The organism is Streptomyces sp. DSM 116793 (assembly GCF_057320905.1).
Genome location: NZ_CM170494.1, coordinates 9,040,677 through 9,058,056 on the forward strand (window position 1 = coordinate 9,040,677; position 17,380 = coordinate 9,058,056).

At 73.7% G+C, this 17,380-nt stretch carries 13 protein-coding genes; 6 read left to right on the forward strand and 7 right to left on the reverse strand.

Translation table 11 applies throughout. The annotated features are described in order from the left end of the window. Positions 1 to 41: 41 nt before the first annotated feature. The 6 genes from ACSMXW_RS35790 to ACSMXW_RS35815 form a co-directional block, all read right to left on the reverse strand. Complete coding sequence (locus tag ACSMXW_RS35790; protein ID WP_485802589.1) at positions 42 to 815, reverse strand: SDR family NAD(P)-dependent oxidoreductase; 774 nt, start codon at positions 813 to 815, stop codon at positions 42 to 44. A gap of 171 nt (positions 816 to 986) precedes the next feature. Next, entirely contained in the window at positions 987 to 3,170 is a 2,184-nt protein-coding gene (locus ACSMXW_RS35795; protein WP_485802591.1) for an alpha-galactosidase, read from the reverse strand. Next, positions 3,167 to 4,003: a carbohydrate ABC transporter permease gene (locus ACSMXW_RS35800; protein WP_485802592.1), complete on the reverse strand. Its 837-nt coding sequence runs from the start codon at positions 4,001 to 4,003 to the stop codon at positions 3,167 to 3,169. The genes ACSMXW_RS35795 and ACSMXW_RS35800 overlap by 4 nt, the downstream gene beginning before the upstream one ends. Continuing rightward, positions 4,003 to 4,932 (reverse strand): carbohydrate ABC transporter permease, encoded by a 930-nt coding sequence (locus ACSMXW_RS35805; protein WP_485802593.1) that lies wholly within the window; start codon positions 4,930 to 4,932, stop codon positions 4,003 to 4,005. The genes ACSMXW_RS35800 and ACSMXW_RS35805 overlap by 1 nt, the downstream gene beginning before the upstream one ends. A 1-nt stretch (position 4,933) precedes the next feature. Further along, positions 4,934 to 6,229, reverse strand: a complete 1,296-nt coding sequence (locus ACSMXW_RS35810; RefSeq protein WP_485802595.1) for an ABC transporter substrate-binding protein — start codon at positions 6,227 to 6,229, stop codon at positions 4,934 to 4,936. Positions 6,230 to 6,449: 220 nt separating this feature from the next. After that, complete coding sequence (locus ACSMXW_RS35815) at positions 6,450 to 8,624, reverse strand: DUF8189 domain-containing protein (RefSeq protein ID WP_485802597.1); 2,175 nt, start codon at positions 8,622 to 8,624, stop codon at positions 6,450 to 6,452. Positions 8,625 to 8,865: 241 nt separating this feature from the next. Here ACSMXW_RS35815 and ACSMXW_RS35820 point away from each other — a divergent pair, with 241 nt between their 5' ends. Continuing rightward, positions 8,866 to 9,480 carry a DUF1349 domain-containing protein gene (locus ACSMXW_RS35820; RefSeq protein WP_485802598.1) on the forward strand — a complete coding sequence of 205 codons (615 nt, stop codon included), beginning with the start codon at positions 8,866 to 8,868 and terminating at the stop codon, positions 9,478 to 9,480. Between the two features lie 130 nt (positions 9,481 to 9,610). On the opposite strand, the gene ACSMXW_RS35825 is transcribed toward ACSMXW_RS35820, so the two are convergent. Then, positions 9,611 to 10,375 carry an IclR family transcriptional regulator gene (locus tag ACSMXW_RS35825; protein WP_485802600.1) on the reverse strand — a complete coding sequence of 255 codons (765 nt, stop codon included), beginning with the start codon at positions 10,373 to 10,375 and terminating at the stop codon, positions 9,611 to 9,613. 254 nt (positions 10,376 to 10,629) lie between these two features. Here ACSMXW_RS35825 and ACSMXW_RS35830 point away from each other — a divergent pair, with 254 nt between their 5' ends. The 5 genes from ACSMXW_RS35830 (at position 10,630) to ACSMXW_RS35850 (ending at position 17,346) form a co-directional block, all read left to right on the forward strand. After that, positions 10,630 to 12,147, forward strand: a complete 1,518-nt coding sequence (locus ACSMXW_RS35830; RefSeq protein WP_485802601.1) for an MFS transporter — start codon at positions 10,630 to 10,632, stop codon at positions 12,145 to 12,147. A gap of 374 nt (positions 12,148 to 12,521) precedes the next feature. After that, positions 12,522 to 14,144: a thiamine pyrophosphate-dependent enzyme gene (locus ACSMXW_RS35835; protein WP_485802603.1), complete on the forward strand. Its 1,623-nt coding sequence runs from the start codon at positions 12,522 to 12,524 to the stop codon at positions 14,142 to 14,144. A 131-nt stretch (positions 14,145 to 14,275) separates the two neighbouring features. Continuing rightward, positions 14,276 to 15,733 (forward strand): benzaldehyde dehydrogenase, encoded by a 1,458-nt coding sequence (locus ACSMXW_RS35840; protein ID WP_485802605.1) that lies wholly within the window; start codon positions 14,276 to 14,278, stop codon positions 15,731 to 15,733. Between the two features lie 357 nt (positions 15,734 to 16,090). Beyond that, positions 16,091 to 17,152 carry a Rieske 2Fe-2S domain-containing protein gene (locus ACSMXW_RS35845; RefSeq protein WP_485802607.1) on the forward strand — a complete coding sequence of 354 codons (1,062 nt, stop codon included), beginning with the start codon at positions 16,091 to 16,093 and terminating at the stop codon, positions 17,150 to 17,152. Continuing rightward, positions 17,149 to 17,346: a hypothetical protein gene (locus ACSMXW_RS35850; protein ID WP_485802608.1), complete on the forward strand. Its 198-nt coding sequence runs from the start codon at positions 17,149 to 17,151 to the stop codon at positions 17,344 to 17,346. The genes ACSMXW_RS35845 and ACSMXW_RS35850 overlap by 4 nt, the downstream gene beginning before the upstream one ends. The last annotated feature ends 34 nt before the right edge of the window (positions 17,347 to 17,380 follow it).

Below are 17,380 nucleotides of genomic sequence, written 5' to 3' on the forward strand. Positions count from 1 at the left end.
CTGATGAGGTGTGCGGCTCTCCTGACGGGGGCCTGCGGTGTTCAGGACGAGTCCTTGGCGACGCTCCAGCCGCCGTCCACGAGCAGGCTCGCACCGGTGATGTACGAGGCGTCGGGGGAGGCGAGGAAGGCGATGGCGGCGGCCGCCTCCTCGGCACGCCCCAGCCGGCCCAGTGCGGTGGCGGCACCGCTGAGCTCCCGGTCCGCCTCCCCGATGCCGTCCCAGGCGGCGGTCAGGATCGGGCCCGGCAGCACCGTGTTGACCCGCACCCGCGGCCCGTACTCGACGGCGAGCTGCCCGCTCAGCGACAGCAGCGCGCCCTTCGACGCGGCGTACGCGGGACGCCCCGGCAGGCCCATGTGGGCGTGCACGGACGAGGTGAGCACCACCGCGCCGCTCTCCTCGGCGAGGTCGGGCAGGGCCGCCTTGAAGCCGAGGAAGGCCCCGGTGAGGTTGACGGAGAGCTGCCGCTCCCAGGAGGCCAGCGTCATCTCGTGTGCCGGCCGCACCTCGACCGTGAAGGCGTTGCTGACCAGCACTCCCACGGGCCCGAAGGTGTGCGCCGCGGCGACGACCCGTTCCCAGTCGGCGGCGTCCGCGGCGTCGGCGCGCACGAACAGCGCCCGCCCGCCGTGCCCGCGGACGTCCTGCGCCACCTGCTCGCCGCGGTCGGCGGCCACATCCGTGAGGACCACCGCGGCACCCTCCTCCGCGAGCCGCCGCGCGGTGGCCGCGCCGATGCCCGAGGCCGCTCCGGTGACCACGGCGACGCGGTCGGTGAAGCGGGCGCCGGGCCGCTGTGGGGGATGGTTCATGGTGCGGTTCCACTCCTCGGGGGTAGGCCGTGCGGGCATGCGGTGTGAGGTGCGCGGTACGCGGTACGGGATGCCGCGCGCGGCGGCGGTGCGGGGCGCGCCGCGCGGTCGACGCGTGCGGCCGGGGGCGGCGACCGCCCTCGCCCGCCCCCGGCCATTTTATTTACGAAGTTATGTCCGCTGGTGGCGGCGGCCGTCCTCCGTCCGTTCGAGCACGACGAGTTCGGCGTCGTACTCCGCGCTCCAGGCGAACGGCAGGCCCGCGTGCAGCAGGTGGGTCCCGCTGTAGGCGGTGCCGGTGGCCCGGTCGGTGTACCGGGCGGCCGGGTCGAGCCCGCGCAGCCGCAGCCGTGCCGCGCGTCCCGGCACCAGCGGCGCGCCGTCCAGCCGCCCGGTGCTCCAGGCGGTGACCACCACGCGCCCGCCGCCGGCCTCCTCGTACTGCACCGCGCACGTCGGGTCGGCGGGGGAGCCCAGCAGGTGCACCTCGCCGTGGTGCAGGACGTCCCGCACCTCCTTGTAGCGGGCCACCCACGCGGCGGCCTCGGCGCGCTGCGCCGGTGCCCAGGTCCGGATGTCGGCGCCGATGCCGAGGACGCCCGCCATGGCGGTGACGAACCGGAACGCGAGCGAGCGGGGCCGTGGGTCGAAGACGCCGGGCGCGTCGGTGACCCAGGAGCTCATCACGTGCGGGGCGTGCGCGTGCAGGAAGCCGTACTGGATGGCGAGCCGGTCCAGCGGCGCGGTGTTGTCGCTCGGCCACACCACGTCCGTGCGGGCCACGGTGGCGTGCTCGATCCGTCCGCCGCCGCCCGCACAGCCCTCCACCGTCACGCCGGGGTGAGCGGCGCGCAGGTGGTCCAGCACCCGCAGGTAGCCGGCGACGTGCGCGGCGTCCAGGTCGAGACGGTCGGCCGGGCCCGCGCCGGGGCGGCCCCGCTCGGTCGGCGGGCGGTTCATGTCCCACTTGAGGTAGCCGATGTCGTACGTGCCGAGCAGCCTGTCCAGCGTGCCGAGCACGAACTCCTGGACGTCCGCGCGGCCGAGGTCGAGCAGCAGCTGGTTGCGGACCAGCGTGGCCTCGCGGCCCTCGATCCGGTACACCCACTCGGGGTGCTCGGCATACAGCCGGGAGGCGGGGCTGACGGCCTCCGGCTCCACCCACAGGCCGAAGCCCAGCCCGAGCGCGCGCACCTCGGCGACGAAGGCTCCGAAGCCGCCGGGGAACGACGCGGGCTCGGGGTGCCAGTCGCCGAGGCCGCCGGTGTCGTCGTCGCGGCCGGTGAACCAGCCGTCGTCCACCACGAAGAGCTCCGCTCCCAAGGCGGCGGCGGCGCGGGCCAGTTCGAGCTGGCTTGCCGCGTCCACGTCGAACCCGGTCGCCTCCCACGAGTTGTACAGCACGGGACGGGGCCGGTGCAGCCGCTCGCCGGCGAGGGTGCGTTCGTAGCGGTGCCACACCCGTGCCAGGCCGTCCAGGCCGTCCGGGCTGAACGCGCACGCCAGCCGTGGCGTGCACAGCGTCTGCCCGGGGGCGAGCGGCACGCTGCCCTCGTGCGGCACCCGGCCCGCCCGCACCCGCACCATGCCACCGGGCTCCGCGTCGGCCGTGATGTGCCAGTTGCCGGGCCAGGCCAGGGCGACGCCGTAGGTGTCCCCCCTGTCGTGGCCGGCGTGCGCGGTGTCCTGCACGGCGAGCCAGGGCGCGTAGGCGTGACCCGGCGCGCCCTGCGTGGAGCCGATCTCGAAGCGGCCGCGGGGCAGCTCGACCGGGGTGAGCTGGAACTCCTGCGACCACTGCCCGGACAGGCAGGTGAGCCGTGCGCTGCCGGTGAGGGGCACGTTCACGGCCCCGGAGTCGAGCTGCGTCAGCCGCAGTTCCTCCTCGCCGGTGCAGGTGAGCTCCGTCCAGCGCAGGAGCACATCGGTACCCGGCACCGTCTCATAGCACAGCTCGGCCCGCAGGCCGAGCACCGCGTCGGCGAACGCCAGGCGCAGCGTCCCGGGCCGGTCCGCACGGGCCGCGGTGAACCGGGCACCGTCGAAGTCCCACCACACGCCCCGCTCCCGCCCCGGGACCTGAGCCACCAGGTCGGCCCCGGTGAAGGGGCGCAGGCCCTGCGGGATGTACTCGGCCGGGGCGGCGTCGGCGGGGGTGAGGAAGTGGGTGCGCCGCGACCAGTCCAGCGGGTCGGGGCCCTCCTCCACGCCCCGCGGACCCCAGGAGGCGAGCTCCGCCCAGCGGCCGTGCCCCGGAAGTACGACGGTGTACGAGGTGGTGCCGGTGGTCAGGGTCCAGCGGCGGACGCCCTGCCCGGCCGTGCCGACCCCCGGTTCGGCTGCGGTGGCGGTCACTTCACGGCTCCCAGGTTGAGGCCCGCCACGAAGTGCCGCTGGAAGCGGAGGAAGACGGCCACGGTGGGGGCGGCGGCGATCACGGAGCCCGCGGCGATCACGTTCCACATCGACACATACTGGCCCTGGAGCCCGATGAGCGCCGCGGTGATGGGCATCTTGGCGTCCGAGCGGAGCACCGTGATCGCCCACAGCAGGTCGTTGAAGACCCAGGTGAACGACAGCGCGGAGAGCGCTGCCAGCGCGGGCCGGGTGAGCGGCAGGATGATCCGCCAGAAGATCTGCACCGGCGAGGCGCCGTCGATCACGGCGGCCTGCTGGATCTCGGCCGGGATCGCCCGCATGAAGCCGTGCAGGACGAAGACGTAGAACCCGACGCCGAAGCCGATCTGGACCAGCACCAGCGCGGTGAGCGAGTCGTACAGGCCGGTCAGCTCGGTCAGCTTGTTCACCGGGATCAGCAGGATCTGCGGCGGCAGCAGGTTGCCGCCCAGCATCACCAGCAGCAGGGTGCGGCGCAGCGGCAGCGCATAGCGGCTGAGCGCGAACGCGGCCATCGAGGCCAGCACCAGTGTGACGAGCACGCAGGGCACCGTGACCAGCAGGCTGTTGATGAGCGCGCGCTGCTGGCCGCCGTCCGACCACGCCTGCCCGAAGTTGGCCAGCGTGAACGAGTGCGGCAGGCCGCCCAGGCCGTGCGCCGCGATGTCGTCGAAGGACCGCACGCTGGTGACCAGGACCAGCAGGATCGGCAGCAGCCACAGCAGCGACAGGCCGCCCGCGCTCACATGGAAGCCCGCGGTGGCCCACTTGCGCCTGCTCGGGGCGTTCATCAGTCGGCCTCCTTGAAGGCGCGGACGAGGTACGAGGCGATGACCCCGAAGGCCAGCACGAAGATGACGACGGCGAGCGCCGAGCCGTAGCCGAGGCGCAGCGACTGGAACGCCGTGGAGTACATATAGGTGCTCAGCAGCTCGGAGGAGTGGTAGGGGCCGCCGCGGGTGAGGGACCACACCACGTCGAAGGAGCGCAGCGAGTCGATGATGATCACCGACAGCACGACCGCGTTGACACTGCGCAGCTGGGGCAGTGTGACATGGCGGAACTGCTGCCACCGGGTGGCGCCGTCGACCTTCGCCGCCTCGTAGAGCACCGGGTCGATGCCCTTGAGCCCCGCGACGTAGAGCACCATCACATAGCCGATCTGCCGCCACAGCGCGGGCACGATCACCGCGTACAGGGCGGTGTCCTGGTCGGCGAGCCAGGCGTGCCTGAGGCTGCCCAGGCCGATGCCGCCCAGCACCCGGTTGATCATGCCGTCCGGCTGGTACAGCGCCTGCCACACCAGGGCGGTGGCCACCAGTGAGAAGACCACCGGCAGGAATAGCGCGGCGCGGTAGAAGCCGACCCCGCGGCGCTCCTGCTGGAGCAGCAGTGCCGCACCGAGGCCCAGCACGGCGGAGAGCCCGCCGAACAGCACCAGCCAGAGCACCGTGTTGAGCAGAGCGGTGCGGAAGGTGGCGTCGTGCAGCATCTCGCGGAAGTTGCCGAGGCCCACGAAGTGCGGCGCCGAGACGCCGTCCCAGGAGGTCAGCGCGAGGTAGAAGCCCTGGAGGGCGGGCCAGAACACCCAGAACGCCTCGGCCAGCAGCGGCACCAGTACGAAGGCGACGACGACCGGCGGGACCCGGGTGGCACGCCGGCGGGCGCGCGGGGCCGCGCGGCTGCCGGAGCGCTCCTCGCCGGCGGTGAGCACGGCCACGTCACTTCCCCCAGATCTTCTCGGCGTCGCGCTGCCAGGTGGTGAGGATCGAGCCGATCTCCTGGGGCTTGGCGAAGAACTTGGTGAGGGCGTTGTCCGCGGACGGCTGCATCGCGTCGCTGGAGTCCCGGTTGAAGAACTGGGTGACGTCCGCGGCGCCCTCCACGAGCTGCCGGCCCTTCTTCACCAGCGCCGTGCCGCTGTCCTTGGCGTCGGGATGGGCGGGCAGCACCGTTCCGGAGGAGTTCTTGATGTAGATCTCCTGGGCCTTCGGCGTCGCGAGGTAGCTCAGCAGCTTCTTCACCCCGTCCTCGCGGTGGGTGTGGATGCTGGCGAAGTACCCGTCGGTGGGCGCCTCCTCGGCGAGCGGCACCTTCGGGTCGATGACCGGGAAGCGGAAGAAGTCGATGTCGTCCAGGGCGTCCTTGGGCGCCGAGTCGGCGAAGAAGGTGCCGATCAGCATCATGCCGGTCTTGCCCTGGAGCAGCTTGGTGGTGGCGTCCTCGAACGCGATCGCGGTGCCGTCCGGGTCGAAGTACGGCAGTGCCTCCTTCCAGCGGTCGAAGACCCTGTGCACCTCGGGGTCGTCGAACCGGTGGCGGCCGGCGAGCAGGTCGCGGTGGTAGGCGGCGCCGTTGATCCGGATGTTCAGGTAGTCGAACCAGCCCGAGCCGATCCAGGCGGTGTTGCCGCCCATGCCGTTGCCGATCGGCGCCACGCCCTTCGACTTGAGCGTGTCGCACACCTGGAGGAAGTCGTCCCAGGTCTTCGGCTCGTCGACGCCCCACTTGGCGAAGTTCGACTTCCGGTAGAACATGCCCCACCAGTAGTAGGTGAAGGGCACGAAGACCTTCTTGCCGGCCCGGGAGGTGCACAGCTTCTTCAGCGCGCCGGAGTACTTCGCCAGGTCGGGGGAGTCCTGCCAGACGTCGCCCAGGTCGAGCAGCAGGTTCTTCGAGGCATAGGCGTCCGCGACCGAGCCGGGATACCAGGTGTAGACGTCCGGCGGATTGGCCGAGGTCAGGTAGGTCGGCAGCTGGGTGCGGAAGGTCTCGGCCGCCACGGTGTTCAGCGAGGCCGTGCCCTTGCCGGTCTTTCCGTACGCGCCGACCAGCTTCTCCATGGCGGTCTTCGCCTGCGGGGCGGAGAGATTCGACTGAAGGGTGACGGGACCTGACGACGACGCGTCCTTGCCGGACGACGACGTCGAGGTGACGCAGCCGGACGCCAGGGCGGCCGTACCGAGGGCGCCGAGCCCCGCGAGGAACCGGCGCCGGGACGGGTCGGGTGTGATCATGGGGAACTCCTCTGCGTCCGCGGGACGAAGCTCCGGTCCCCTGACGGCCGGGCTCTCGTCTACGGCGGGATCAGACTGGTCGGAGGGGAACAGAACGTCAAGATTAATTAGTAATTTATTTTCTGAGGGCCTGTCAGGTGAGCAGCCGGTCGGCTGCCCGAGCCGGCTGGGGGCCGGCTGTGCGGCCGGTCCCGGGCGGGGGCCCGGGACCGGCCGGGCGTCACAGCGCCGTCTGGTGGATCCGTCCGTCCACGCCGCGGAACGCCGCGAGGACCCCGTCGCCGCCGGGTGCCGCCGCCCCGCCGAGCGCACCGGAGAAGGACGCGCTCGGGAACTCGCCGCGCTTGCTCCAGTCGCTCCACGTCCCGTCGGCGCCGAGCGTGCGCTGCCACAGGGTGTAGTCGCCGGCCCGCGCGTAGAGGTGCACGCTGTCCCCGGCCGTCACCAGGGTGGGGCTGCCGCCGACCGTGCCGCCCAGCGACGACCAGTCGGACCAGTCGCCCGAGGTGTCCCGGGTGCGGGTCCACACCGTGTCGTCGGGGGTGCGCACCGCGAGGTGCACCCGCCCGGCGGAGTCCACGGCCGCCGCGGGCCTGCCGTAGAACGGCGCGTCGGACGGTGCGCCGAGCGACGTCCAGCCGGACGTCGCGGTGCGGGAGGTGACCAGGCCGTCGGCGCCGCGCGCGAAGAGCGTCCAGCCGCCCGCGCCGTCCGCGACCACGCTGGGCGCGTCCGTGAGCGTCCCGCCGAGCCGCTGCCAGCGCCCCCACCGCCCCTGTGCGTAGGTGCGCTGGTAGGCGGCCGAATCGGTGCCGCGCACGAAGACGTCGAGCCGGCCGCCCGCCGAGGCGAGCGCCGCGGGCTGCCCCAGTATCCGCCCGCCGGTCGGGCCACCCAGCGGCTGCGCGGGCCCCGACCAGGCGCCGTCCCGGCCGCGCTGCTGGTACAGCGCGCCGTCCGCGCCGCGCCAGAACGCCGTGAGCGCGTCACCGTCGCGCACCAGCGCCGGGCTCGCCGAGGCGCGCCTGGCGAGCGCGGTGCCCGGTGCCGCGTCCCGGCCGGTGAGCTTCAGGAAGGCCGTGCCGTGCGCGGGCACCCGCACCGTGTACGAGCCGGTGTGCACACCCCGGTCGGCACGGGCCCGCAGGTCCCGCACCCGGACCGGGCCGTCCAGCGCGGTGTCCGCGAACTTCACGGTCAGGTCGGCCGCCTGGTCCGAGCGGTTCAGCAGCACCACGGCCCGCCGGCCCGCACCGCTGAGCACCTTGCTGTAGACGTCCCCGGTGGCATCGGTGGCGACCCGGACGCCCTGCACGTCCAGCGGGTCCTGGTCGACGCCGATGATCTCCGGGTTCTTCAGGGTGTCGAGCATGGACTGCGGAAGGGTGCGCGGGTCGGAGCCGATCACCAACGGGGAGGCCATCTCGGCCCACATCACCAGCTGGGTGGTGGACTCCTCCTCCGTCAGCTCGTAGCCGCCGTCCGGGAGCTTCCGCATCGGCAGCAGGTAGTCCGGGTCGTTGTAGTGGCCGGGGCCGTTCGCCTCCGGGTGCCAGGCGTTGGCGTCGACGGCGCGCAGCACGTTGGGCCACTCGCCCGGGGTCGGCGTGCCGAACGCCATGTCGGTGCCGGTGCGCCAGGAGTCGGCGGTGGTGGGGCCGTAGACGTATGCGTTGTGCGCGTCCTGCGCGGGGGTGTGCGGCAGGCCCCAGTCGTCGGTGAGGGGGTTGCAGAGGTTCAGCAGCATGCGCCGGCCGGACTTGGCGACGGCGGCGCTGAACTCCCGGAAGGCGGGCCCCGGGTCGAGCTTCTCGGCGATCCCGCACAGGAAGTCCACCTTGATGGCGTCGATCTTCCAGTCGGCGAACTGCCTGGCGTCCTGCTCGTAGTGGCCCCGGCTGCCGAGGCCGCAGCTCTTCCCGCCGTCGTAGTCGCCCGCGTCCGTGTAGATGCCCACTCTGAGCCCGCGCTTGTGCAGGTACGACACCAGGGCGGGGATGCCGGACGGGAAACGTTCCGGGTTCGCCGCCAGCCTGCCCTCGGCGTCCCGCGGCTGGTCGGCCTGCCAGCCGCCGTCCAGCCACACGATGTCGTAGCCGGCGTCCCGCAGCCCCGAGGAGACCATCTCGTCGGCGACCGCCTTCACCTGGTCCTCGGTGGGCGCGCCGAGGCCGTAGTAGGTGTTCCAGCCCATGTAGGGGGTGGGGGCGAGACCGCTGTCGTAGTACGCGGGCGCGCCCTGGTCGTCGCCGGTCCCCGCGCCCGGGACCGGGCCGGCGGCGAGGGCGGCCGGCGCCGTGCCGGCGGTGAGCGCCAGGGCTGCGGTCAGGGCCAGGGTCCAGCGGTGCGGGCGAGTTCTTCGGGTGCGGGCCGAGCCCGCTGTGCGCAAACGCACGGGTGCCTCCCGGTGGTGAGCATGCGCGGGGGAATGGAGTGCGCCGGCGCGGCGACCTGCCGCGGCAGCCGGGCCGGCGCTGCGACGACTTTGACGACTCGGACGACACGTGTCAACGATTATTCATAATTAACCTTTAATTCTTTGGGGAGTGGGGGTGTGGCAGAGTGAGCCGGGCGGCGTCGGCCGCGGCCGTCCGCACGGGGGAGTCCCGGCGGGGCCCGAGGAGCGGGGAGTGGTCATGAGCGGGCAGGACGCGCAGGCGCCGACCGCGCAGGTGCCGGTGGCCTGTTTGGGCTACGCGGACTGGCGCTGGCTCAACCCACCGGCCGCCTGGCGGCCCGGCGAGGACGCCGTGGAGATCAGCACGGCCCCGGAGACGGACTTCTGGAACTCCACGCACTACGGGTTCGTGCGCGACTCCGGCCACGCGCTGCTGCGCCCCGTCCCCGCCGCCTTCCGGCTGCGGGTCACCTTCGACGGCGACTACCACACGCAGTACGACCAGGCGGGGTTGATGCTGCGGGCCGACGAGCGGAACTGGGTCAAGACCGGCATCGAGTACGTCGACGGCGAACGGCAGATCAGCGCCGTCGTCACCCGCGAGGTCTCGGACTGGAACGTCGTCCCCCTCGCGCGCCTCGGCACGGCATCCGCGCCGCTCACCATCGAGATGGAGCGTGCCGGCGACGCGGTCACCCTGCGGTACGGCACGGACGGCGGCGCCCCCACCACCCTGCTCCGGCTGGCCTTCTTCCCGCCGGACGCCACGGCCCGGGCGGGACTGATGTGCGCCTCGCCGACCGGGGGCGGGTTCACCGCACGGTTCACGGACCTCGAGCTCACCGGCTGCTGACCGGGGCCCCGGGACTCACCCGGACCAGGCCAAGGACCTTGGACCCACCGGGATCTGACCACGGACCATGGAACCCACCGAGTAGTCCGGGGATTCGGAGCCGGCCGAGGGCCGGTCGCCGGCCCGTGTGTCACAGGTGTGCGGTGATGCCGTCGGCCGCCCGGTGCAGCAGCGGGGCGAGCCGGGCCGCGCGGGCCGGGCCCCCGCGGGTGCTCGGTGCGGCCACGGTCACCGCCGCGATGGACACCCCGTGCGCATCGCGCACCGGCACGCCGAAGCCGTGCACGTCGGTCACGCTCTCGTCGATGTTCAGCGCATAGCCGCGCGTGCGGGCCAGGGCCAGGTCCGCCTCCAGCGCGCCGAGGTCCGTGAGGGTGGCCGGGGTGAGCCGGTGGAGGCCGGCCGGATAGAGCAGCCGCACGGCCTCCACGGGGAGCTGGGCGAGCTGCGCCTTGCCGCCCGCGGTCGCATACGCGGGCACCCGGTCCCCGGTGCGCGGGGCCACCCGCAGCACGTGCGGGCCGTCCACGCCGTCCAGGAACAGCACGTCCGGCCCGTCAAGTTGCAGCAGGTTGCTGGTCTCCGCGGCCTCGTCGCGCAGCCGTTCCAGGAACGGCCGGGCGACGCGGACCAGCTGAGCCGTGCCGATCCTGCTGCGCGACTCCACCGCCACCCGGCCCTCGGCCAGCGCCAGCAGCACGGCACCGAGCCGGTACTGCCGGCCGCCCGGCACCTGCTCCACGAAGCCGTGCACCCGCAGCGTGTGCAGCAGCCGGTGCGCGGTGGACCGGGCCACCCCCAGATGGTCGCTCACATCCGTGACCCGGACGGTGTCCCGGCCGCCCAGGTAGGCGAGCGCACGCAGCGCGTTGGCGACCGAGGCGGCGCCGTACACATCCTCCGCACCGCCCCCAGGCCCCCCGGAAGACCGCCCGCGCGCCGCTGAAGGCCGTGACCTGGGCGGCTGAGAATTCGGCATAGCAGAAATTGTAGTTTCACCTGTTCCACGGAGCGAAGCGCGGCCGTACCTTGGCCGCGCCGGAGCCTCCGTTTCCCCCGGGCCCCTCAGCCCTTGCCGGAGGCCTGCCCCGTGGCGTGCGCGGGGCCCGCCGAGTCCCCGAACCGCCGCCCACGAGCGAGGAGTTCCCGATGACGCCAGTACCGGGTGACAACCCGGCTCCCCCTCCCGCAGCGGAAGCCGGCGGCGCACGGGCGCCCGGCCTCGCGGGGCCCACGACGGCCGGCGGCCGCCCGCGCACCGGACGCGTGTCGCCCTGGCACACGCTCTGGCTGCTGCTCCTGCTCGGCTGGACGGTCAGCGCCGCGGACCGCTCCGTCACCGGCCCCGTGGTCACCTGGATGATCGACAACGGTGTCGGTTTCATGGCGCACGCCGAGCACCCGCACGCCCTCGGCGGCCTCATCGGCGGCCTGTTCTTCGCCGGCTACATGCTCACCCAGTTCCCCGGCGGGTACCTCGGCGACCGGTACGGGCACCGCACCATGGTCGTCGTCAGCCTGCTGTGGGCGGGGCTCGCCACCATCCTCACCGGCTTCCTCGGCGGACTCGTCGCCTTCATCGTGGTACGCGTCGCCACCGGCCTGGGCGAGGGCGCCTTCTACTCCAACGACCGCACCCTGATCACCGACAACACCCCGCCCAAGGACCGCAGCTTCGGGATGGGCGTGTGCATCTCGGGGCTCGCCATCGGCATCACCGTCGCCACCATATGCACCCCCGACTTCATCGACTTCGGCCAGCTCTTCCTGCCCGACATCGACGGCTGGCGGATGGCGTTCTGGGTGCTGGGCGCCGCCACCCTGGTGGTGGCCGCCGCGGTCACGTGGTTCTTCCGCGCCCACCTCAGGGCGGCCACGGTCGGCAGGGCGGCGTTGCACCTGGGCGGTTATGCGGCCGTCTCGCTCGTCCTGATCATGGCCGTCTACCTCGTCGGGGACACCACGGGCCTGTCCGACCTGTGGATCGCGGTGCTCGAAGTCGCCCTCGCCGTCGGCCTGGTGCTGTTCGTGCTCGTCCGCAAGGGCGAGGAGATCGGGCCCGTGCTGAAGGACCGCGACCTGTTCATCATCTACCTCTGCAACATCGCGATCCTGTGGAACCTCTGGTTCTTCAGCTTCTGGTCGGTGTCCATCGTCGCGGGCGCCGCGCACTCCTCGTTCGCCAACTCCGCGCTGACGGCCGGCTTCAACGCGGGCGCGGGCATCATCGGCTTCCCGGCCGGCGGCTGGCTCTCCGACCACGGCCTCAGGCGCGGCTGGGGCCGCAAGGAGATGATGCTCACCTTCACCGGGGTGCAGGCCGTCCTCACCGTCGCCTTCGCCTGGTACCTGAGCGCCGCCGACCATCCGTCCCTGTGGGTGATGGGCCTGCTGCTCTTCACCGCCAGCCTCTTCTTCAACGCCCTGCAGCCCGTCGGGCACGCCCTCACCGCCGAGCTGGCCCGCCCGGACCTGCGCGGCTCCGCCTTCGGCATGCAGAACCTGATCGGTGAGACCGGCGCCGTGCTGGCGCCCGCGATCGGCGGCGCCCTGCGCGACTCCACCGGCGGCTGGACGGCCGCCGTCTGGCTGGACGCCGGCCTGGTCGTGGCCGGCTTCCTGCTGCTGGCGCAGGTGCGCGGCCGGCGCGCGGCGAGCCCGGTCTGACGCCGGGGCACCGGGGCCTCGGCGGGCGGCGGTCCGCCGAGCTCCGGCGCCCGCCGAGCCCGCCGTCCGGGATCGCCGTCCGGGATCGCCGTCCGCAGGGCCCCGGCATCCCACGGAACGAGGCGCAACGGGCCCGCCGGGCGTGGCCTGTTGCCGAACACGACGAAGTGCCACGGACCGAGCCGCCGTGACATCCTGCCCCGCGCGGGCCTGTTCCGGAACGACGAAGCCCCACGAAGCGAGCCGCCACCAGAACCCGCCCCGCGCGGGCCGTTCCCGAACGATGCAGCCCCACGAAGCGAGCCGCCACCAGAACCGTCCCTCGTACGCCCGTTCCCGAACGACGAAGCCCCACAGAACGAGGAACCCCACCCATGCGCACCGTCCGCGACGCCGCCTTCGACGAACTGCGCAGGCACGGCCTGACCACCCTGTTCGCCAACCCCGGCTCCACCGAGATCACCCTCCTCACCGACCTCCCCGACGACCTCCGGTTCGTGCTCGCGCTGCACGAGGGCTCCGTCGTCGGGGCCGCCACCGGCTGGGCGCTCCTGCGCGACGCGCCCGCGCTGGTCGTCCTGCACACCACCGCGGGCCTCGGCAACGCGGTCGGCGCGCTGGCCACCGCGCGCGCCAACCGGGCCCCGCTGGTCGTGCTCGTCGGCCAGCAGGACCGCCGCCACCTGGCCCACGAACCCTTCCTCACCGGACAGCTGGACTCCCTGGCCGGCGACTACCCGGTGCGTGTCGAGACCCCGCTGCGCGCCCAGGACGTCCCGGGTGCCATCGGACGCGCCGCGCACGCCGCCCGGACCGGCCGCGGCCCCGCACTGTTCGTCGTCCCCATGAACGACTGGGCCGAGCCCGCCGAGGACCTGCCCGTCCCCGCCCCCGCCGTGCTCCGCACGGCCACCGCCGCCCCCGCCGAGTCCGTGGCGGAGGTGGCCGCCGTGCTCGCGGACGCCGCCGCGCCGGCCGTCGTGGTGGGCGCCGCCGCCGACACCCCCGGCACCTGGCGCGCGCTGGTGGCGCTCGCGGAGCGGCTCGGCTGCCCCGTCTGGCAGGAGCCGTTCGGCGCCCGTGCCGGATTCCCCCAGGACCACGGCCTCTTCGCGGGGCACCTGCCCGCCGACCGCAGCCGCCTGCGCACCGCGCTCGCCCCCCACGACCTGGTGCTGGTCGCCGGCGCGCCGGTGCTGCGCCAGTACCCCTACGACGAGGGGCCGCTGGTACGCCCCGGCACCCGGCTCGTCCTGGTCACCGACGACCCGGCGGAGGCCCACCGCGCCCCCGTCGAACTCGCCGTCCTCGCCCCGCTGGCCGACTTCCTCACCCGGCTCGCCGCCCTGGTGCCGCCCCGTGCCGCCGCCCCCGTGCCGCCCCGTGCCGCCACCCCGGTGCCGCCGGCCGGACGGCCCCGGCCCGCTCCGCCGGCGGCCGGCGAGCCGCTGCGTGCCGCCCATGTGCTGGCCGCGCTCGCCGAACGGCTGCCCGCCGACACCGTCGTCGTCGAGGAGACCCCGTCCAGCCGCCCGGACCTGCATGCGCTGCTGCCCGCGCGGGCGCCGCTCGGGTTCCTCAGCGCGGCCATGGGCGGCCTCGGCTTCGCGATGCCCGCGGCCATCGGGGCGCGGATGGCGGAGCCCCGCCGTCCGGTGGTCGCCGTGCTCGGGGACGGCTCCTCGCTCTACCAGGTGCAGGCGCTGTGGACGGCCGCCCACTACGACGTCGGCGCCGTCTTCGTGGTCCTCTCCAACGGCCGCTACGCGATCATGGACCGGCTCGCGGAGAAGGCGGGCGGCAAGGGTCCCTGGCCCGCCTTCGAGGACATCAGCGTCCACGCGCTCGCCACCGCGCTGGGCTGCCCCGCCCGGCGGATCACCGGCCACGACGAGCTGATCGCAGCCCTCGACGCGGTGGTGCCCACGCTCGCCGGGCGGACCCGGCCGCTGCTGCTGGACGTCGCCGTCGCACCCGATCCGACCTTCGACCCGTGAGGCCCCGCCGCCGGCACGCCGGCCAACCGGCCTCCCCGCCCGGCATGCGGGCCGGCCCCGAAGTGACAGCGCACCCCGTGCCCGCGCCCGGCACCCGTACCACCGAAACACCCACACCGAAGGAGCCCATGATGTCTCTGCTCGATACGCGCACCTGGTCGGGCAAGGTCAGCATCGGCGGCTGGACGGCCGCCTCCGGCGGCACCGCGCCCGTCGTGGAACCGGCCACCGGCGAGGTCCTGGAACACACCGGGATCGCCGACGGCGAGGACGTGGCGCGGGCCGCCGAGCACGCCGCGCGGTGCCAGGACGCATGGGCCAGGGCCCCTTACACCGAGCGCGCCGCGGTGCTCCGCAGGGCCGGCGACCTCTTCACCGAGCACGCCGAGGAGATCCAGGGCTGGCTCATCAGGGAGGCCGGCAGCATCCCCGGCAAGGCCGCGTTCGAGACGGACACCGCCGCCCAGGAGTGCTACGAGGCCGCCGCGCTCGCCTCCCGGCCGCTGGGCGAGCTGCTGCCGTCCGCCCAGCCACGGCTGAGCATGGCGCGCCGGGTGCCGGCCGGCGTGGTCGGTGTGATCGCGCCGTTCAACGTGCCCCTGGTGCTCGCGATACGGTCCGTGGCGCCGGCCCTCGCACTCGGCAACGCCGTCGTCCTCAAGCCGGATCCGCGCACCGCGGTCGGCGGCGGGGTGGCCCTCGTGCGGGTCTTCGAGGAGGCGGGGCTCCCCGAGGGCGTGCTCACCCTCGTCCCCGGCGGCGCGGCGGCCGGCGCGGCGCTGGTGGCCGCGCCACCGGTGCGGGTGATCTCCTTCACCGGATCCACCGCGGCGGGACGCAAGGTGGGGGCGGCGGCCGCCGAGCACCTCAAGCGCGCCCATCTGGAACTCGGCGGCAACTCCGCGCTGATCGTGCTGCCCGACGCCGACCTGGAGCGTGCCGTCTCCACCGCGGCGTGGGGCTCCTTCTTCCACCAGGGCCAGGTGTGCATGACCACCGGACGGCACCTCGTCCACGCGTCCGTCGCGGACGAGTACGCCGAGCGGCTCGCCGAGCGTGCCGGGCGGCTTCCCGTCGGCGACCCCGCCAAGGAGGAGGTGGCGCTCGGGCCGGTGATCGACGCGGGCCAGCGCGACAAGATCCACTCCCTGGTGACCGCCAGCGTCTCCGGCGGCGCCCGGCTTGCCGCGGGCGGCACCTACGAGGACCTCTTCTACCGGCCCACCGTCCTCACCGGCGTCACCGACACCTCACCGGCCTACGCCGAGGAGGTCTTCGGTCCCGTCGCGCCGGTGCGGAGCTTCTCCACCGTGGAAGAGGCGGTCGCGCTGGCGACGGCGAGCCCGTACGGGCTGTCGCTCGGCATCCTCACCCGGGACGTCATGAAGGCCCTGGACCTCGCCGAGCGGATCCCCACCGGCCTGGTCCACATCAACGACCAGACCGTCAACGACGAGGCACCCGTTCCCTTCGGCGGCGTAGGTGCGTCCGGTACGGGGGCGCGGTTCGGCGGCGCGGCGAATGCCGAGGCGTTCACGGAGACCCGCTGGATCACGATGCGCGCGACGGAGCCGACGTATCCCTTCTGACCCGCCCTCACGCGGGGATGAGCCCGGGCCCACCCGGGGGCGCGGGCGCGCCGGGCGCGCGGCCCCCACCGGCCGGTGGCCCCGGGACGACACGGACGGCCCCCTCGGTACGGTGCCGATCCGCACGTCCGTCGGGACCGGTCGACACCGCCCCGCGCCCCTTCCGGGGCGGGCCCTCGCGTGCGGCCGGGCCCCGGCCCGCCCCACCGCCCCGGAGGGGCCGCCTCGTCGGAGACGGTCCCCGTCAGACGGGGCGCGCCCGGGGCACCCACCGCTTCCGCTGAGCGGAAACCGCCCTGTTCACGGCCGGACACCCGGAGCACCCTGAGCGCGGTGTCCCAAATGGCAGGAGGACCGATGACAGCATTCGTCCGCAACCAGTGGTACGTCGCCGCCTACGGCCGGGAGGTGAACCGGGAGCTCTTCTCGCGCACCGTCTGCGGCGAACCGATCCTGCTGTGGCGCACCGAGTCCGGCACGGTCACGGCCATGTCCGACCGATGCGTGCACCGCCGCTTCCCGCTCTCCCAGGAGCCCAGCAGGCTCGTCGGAGACCAGGTCGTCTGCGGTTACCACGGCTTCACGTACGGTGCCGACGGCGCCTGTGTGAGCGTGCCGGGGCAGAAACGTGTGCCGCGCACCGCCCGCCTGACGTCCTATCCGGTCGTCGAGCAGGACTCGTTCGTCTGGGTGTGGATCGGGGAGCGCGAGCTCGCCGACGAGAAGCTCATCCCGCGCGCACCCTGGCTCGACCACCCCGGCTACACCACCGTCTCCGGAATGGAGCCGCTGGCCGCCCGCTACGACCTGCTGGTCGACAATCTCCTGGACCTCTCCCACGAGACCTACCTGCACGGCGGATACATCGGTACCCCGGAGGTCGCCGAGACACCGATCACCACCGAGGTGGACGACGCCGCCGGCGTGGTCCGGGTCAGCCGGCACATGGACGACGCCGCCTGCCCGCCGTTCTACGCCAACTCCACCGGCATCGAGGGCCGCATCACCCGCTGGCAGGACATCGAGTACCACGCGCCCTGCCTCTACCTGCTGCACAGCCGGGTCGCCCCGGTGGGCAGCCGGCCGCCGGAGCCCGACGGCACCGACCCGGACGGCTTCCACATGGAGGTCGTGTACGCCATCACGCCCGAGACGGAGCACAGCACCCACGACTTCTGGGCGGTGGCCCGCGACTTCGCTCTGGACGACGAGTCGGTCTCCGAGTTCGTCCACGACAACAACCGCACCGTCGTCCTGCAGGACGTGGTCGCCCTCGACGTCCTGGAGAAGGCCATCACCGCCGAGCGGGACGGCTACCAGGAGCTCAGTATCAACATCGACACCGGTGGCCTCGCCGCCCGGCGCATCCTCAAGCGGCTGGCCGAGGAGGGCGCCCAGGCGGCGCCGGCCGCCCGGTGAGCGCGCACGACCCGGCCGCGCTGCCCGGTGGCGTCTTCCGCGTGCACTGGGTGCCCGGCACGGACCGGCTGCTCGGCGTCTGCTACTGCGGTGCCGAGGAGGAGTTCGAGGACCCGGTCGACCTGTGGAACTGGCTGCTCGCCCACCCGGACGCCGCCCGGCCCGCCGAACAGCGCCCCATGGCGAGGACCTGAGCCCCGGCCGCCCCGCCGGCCGTGCATCCGGCGC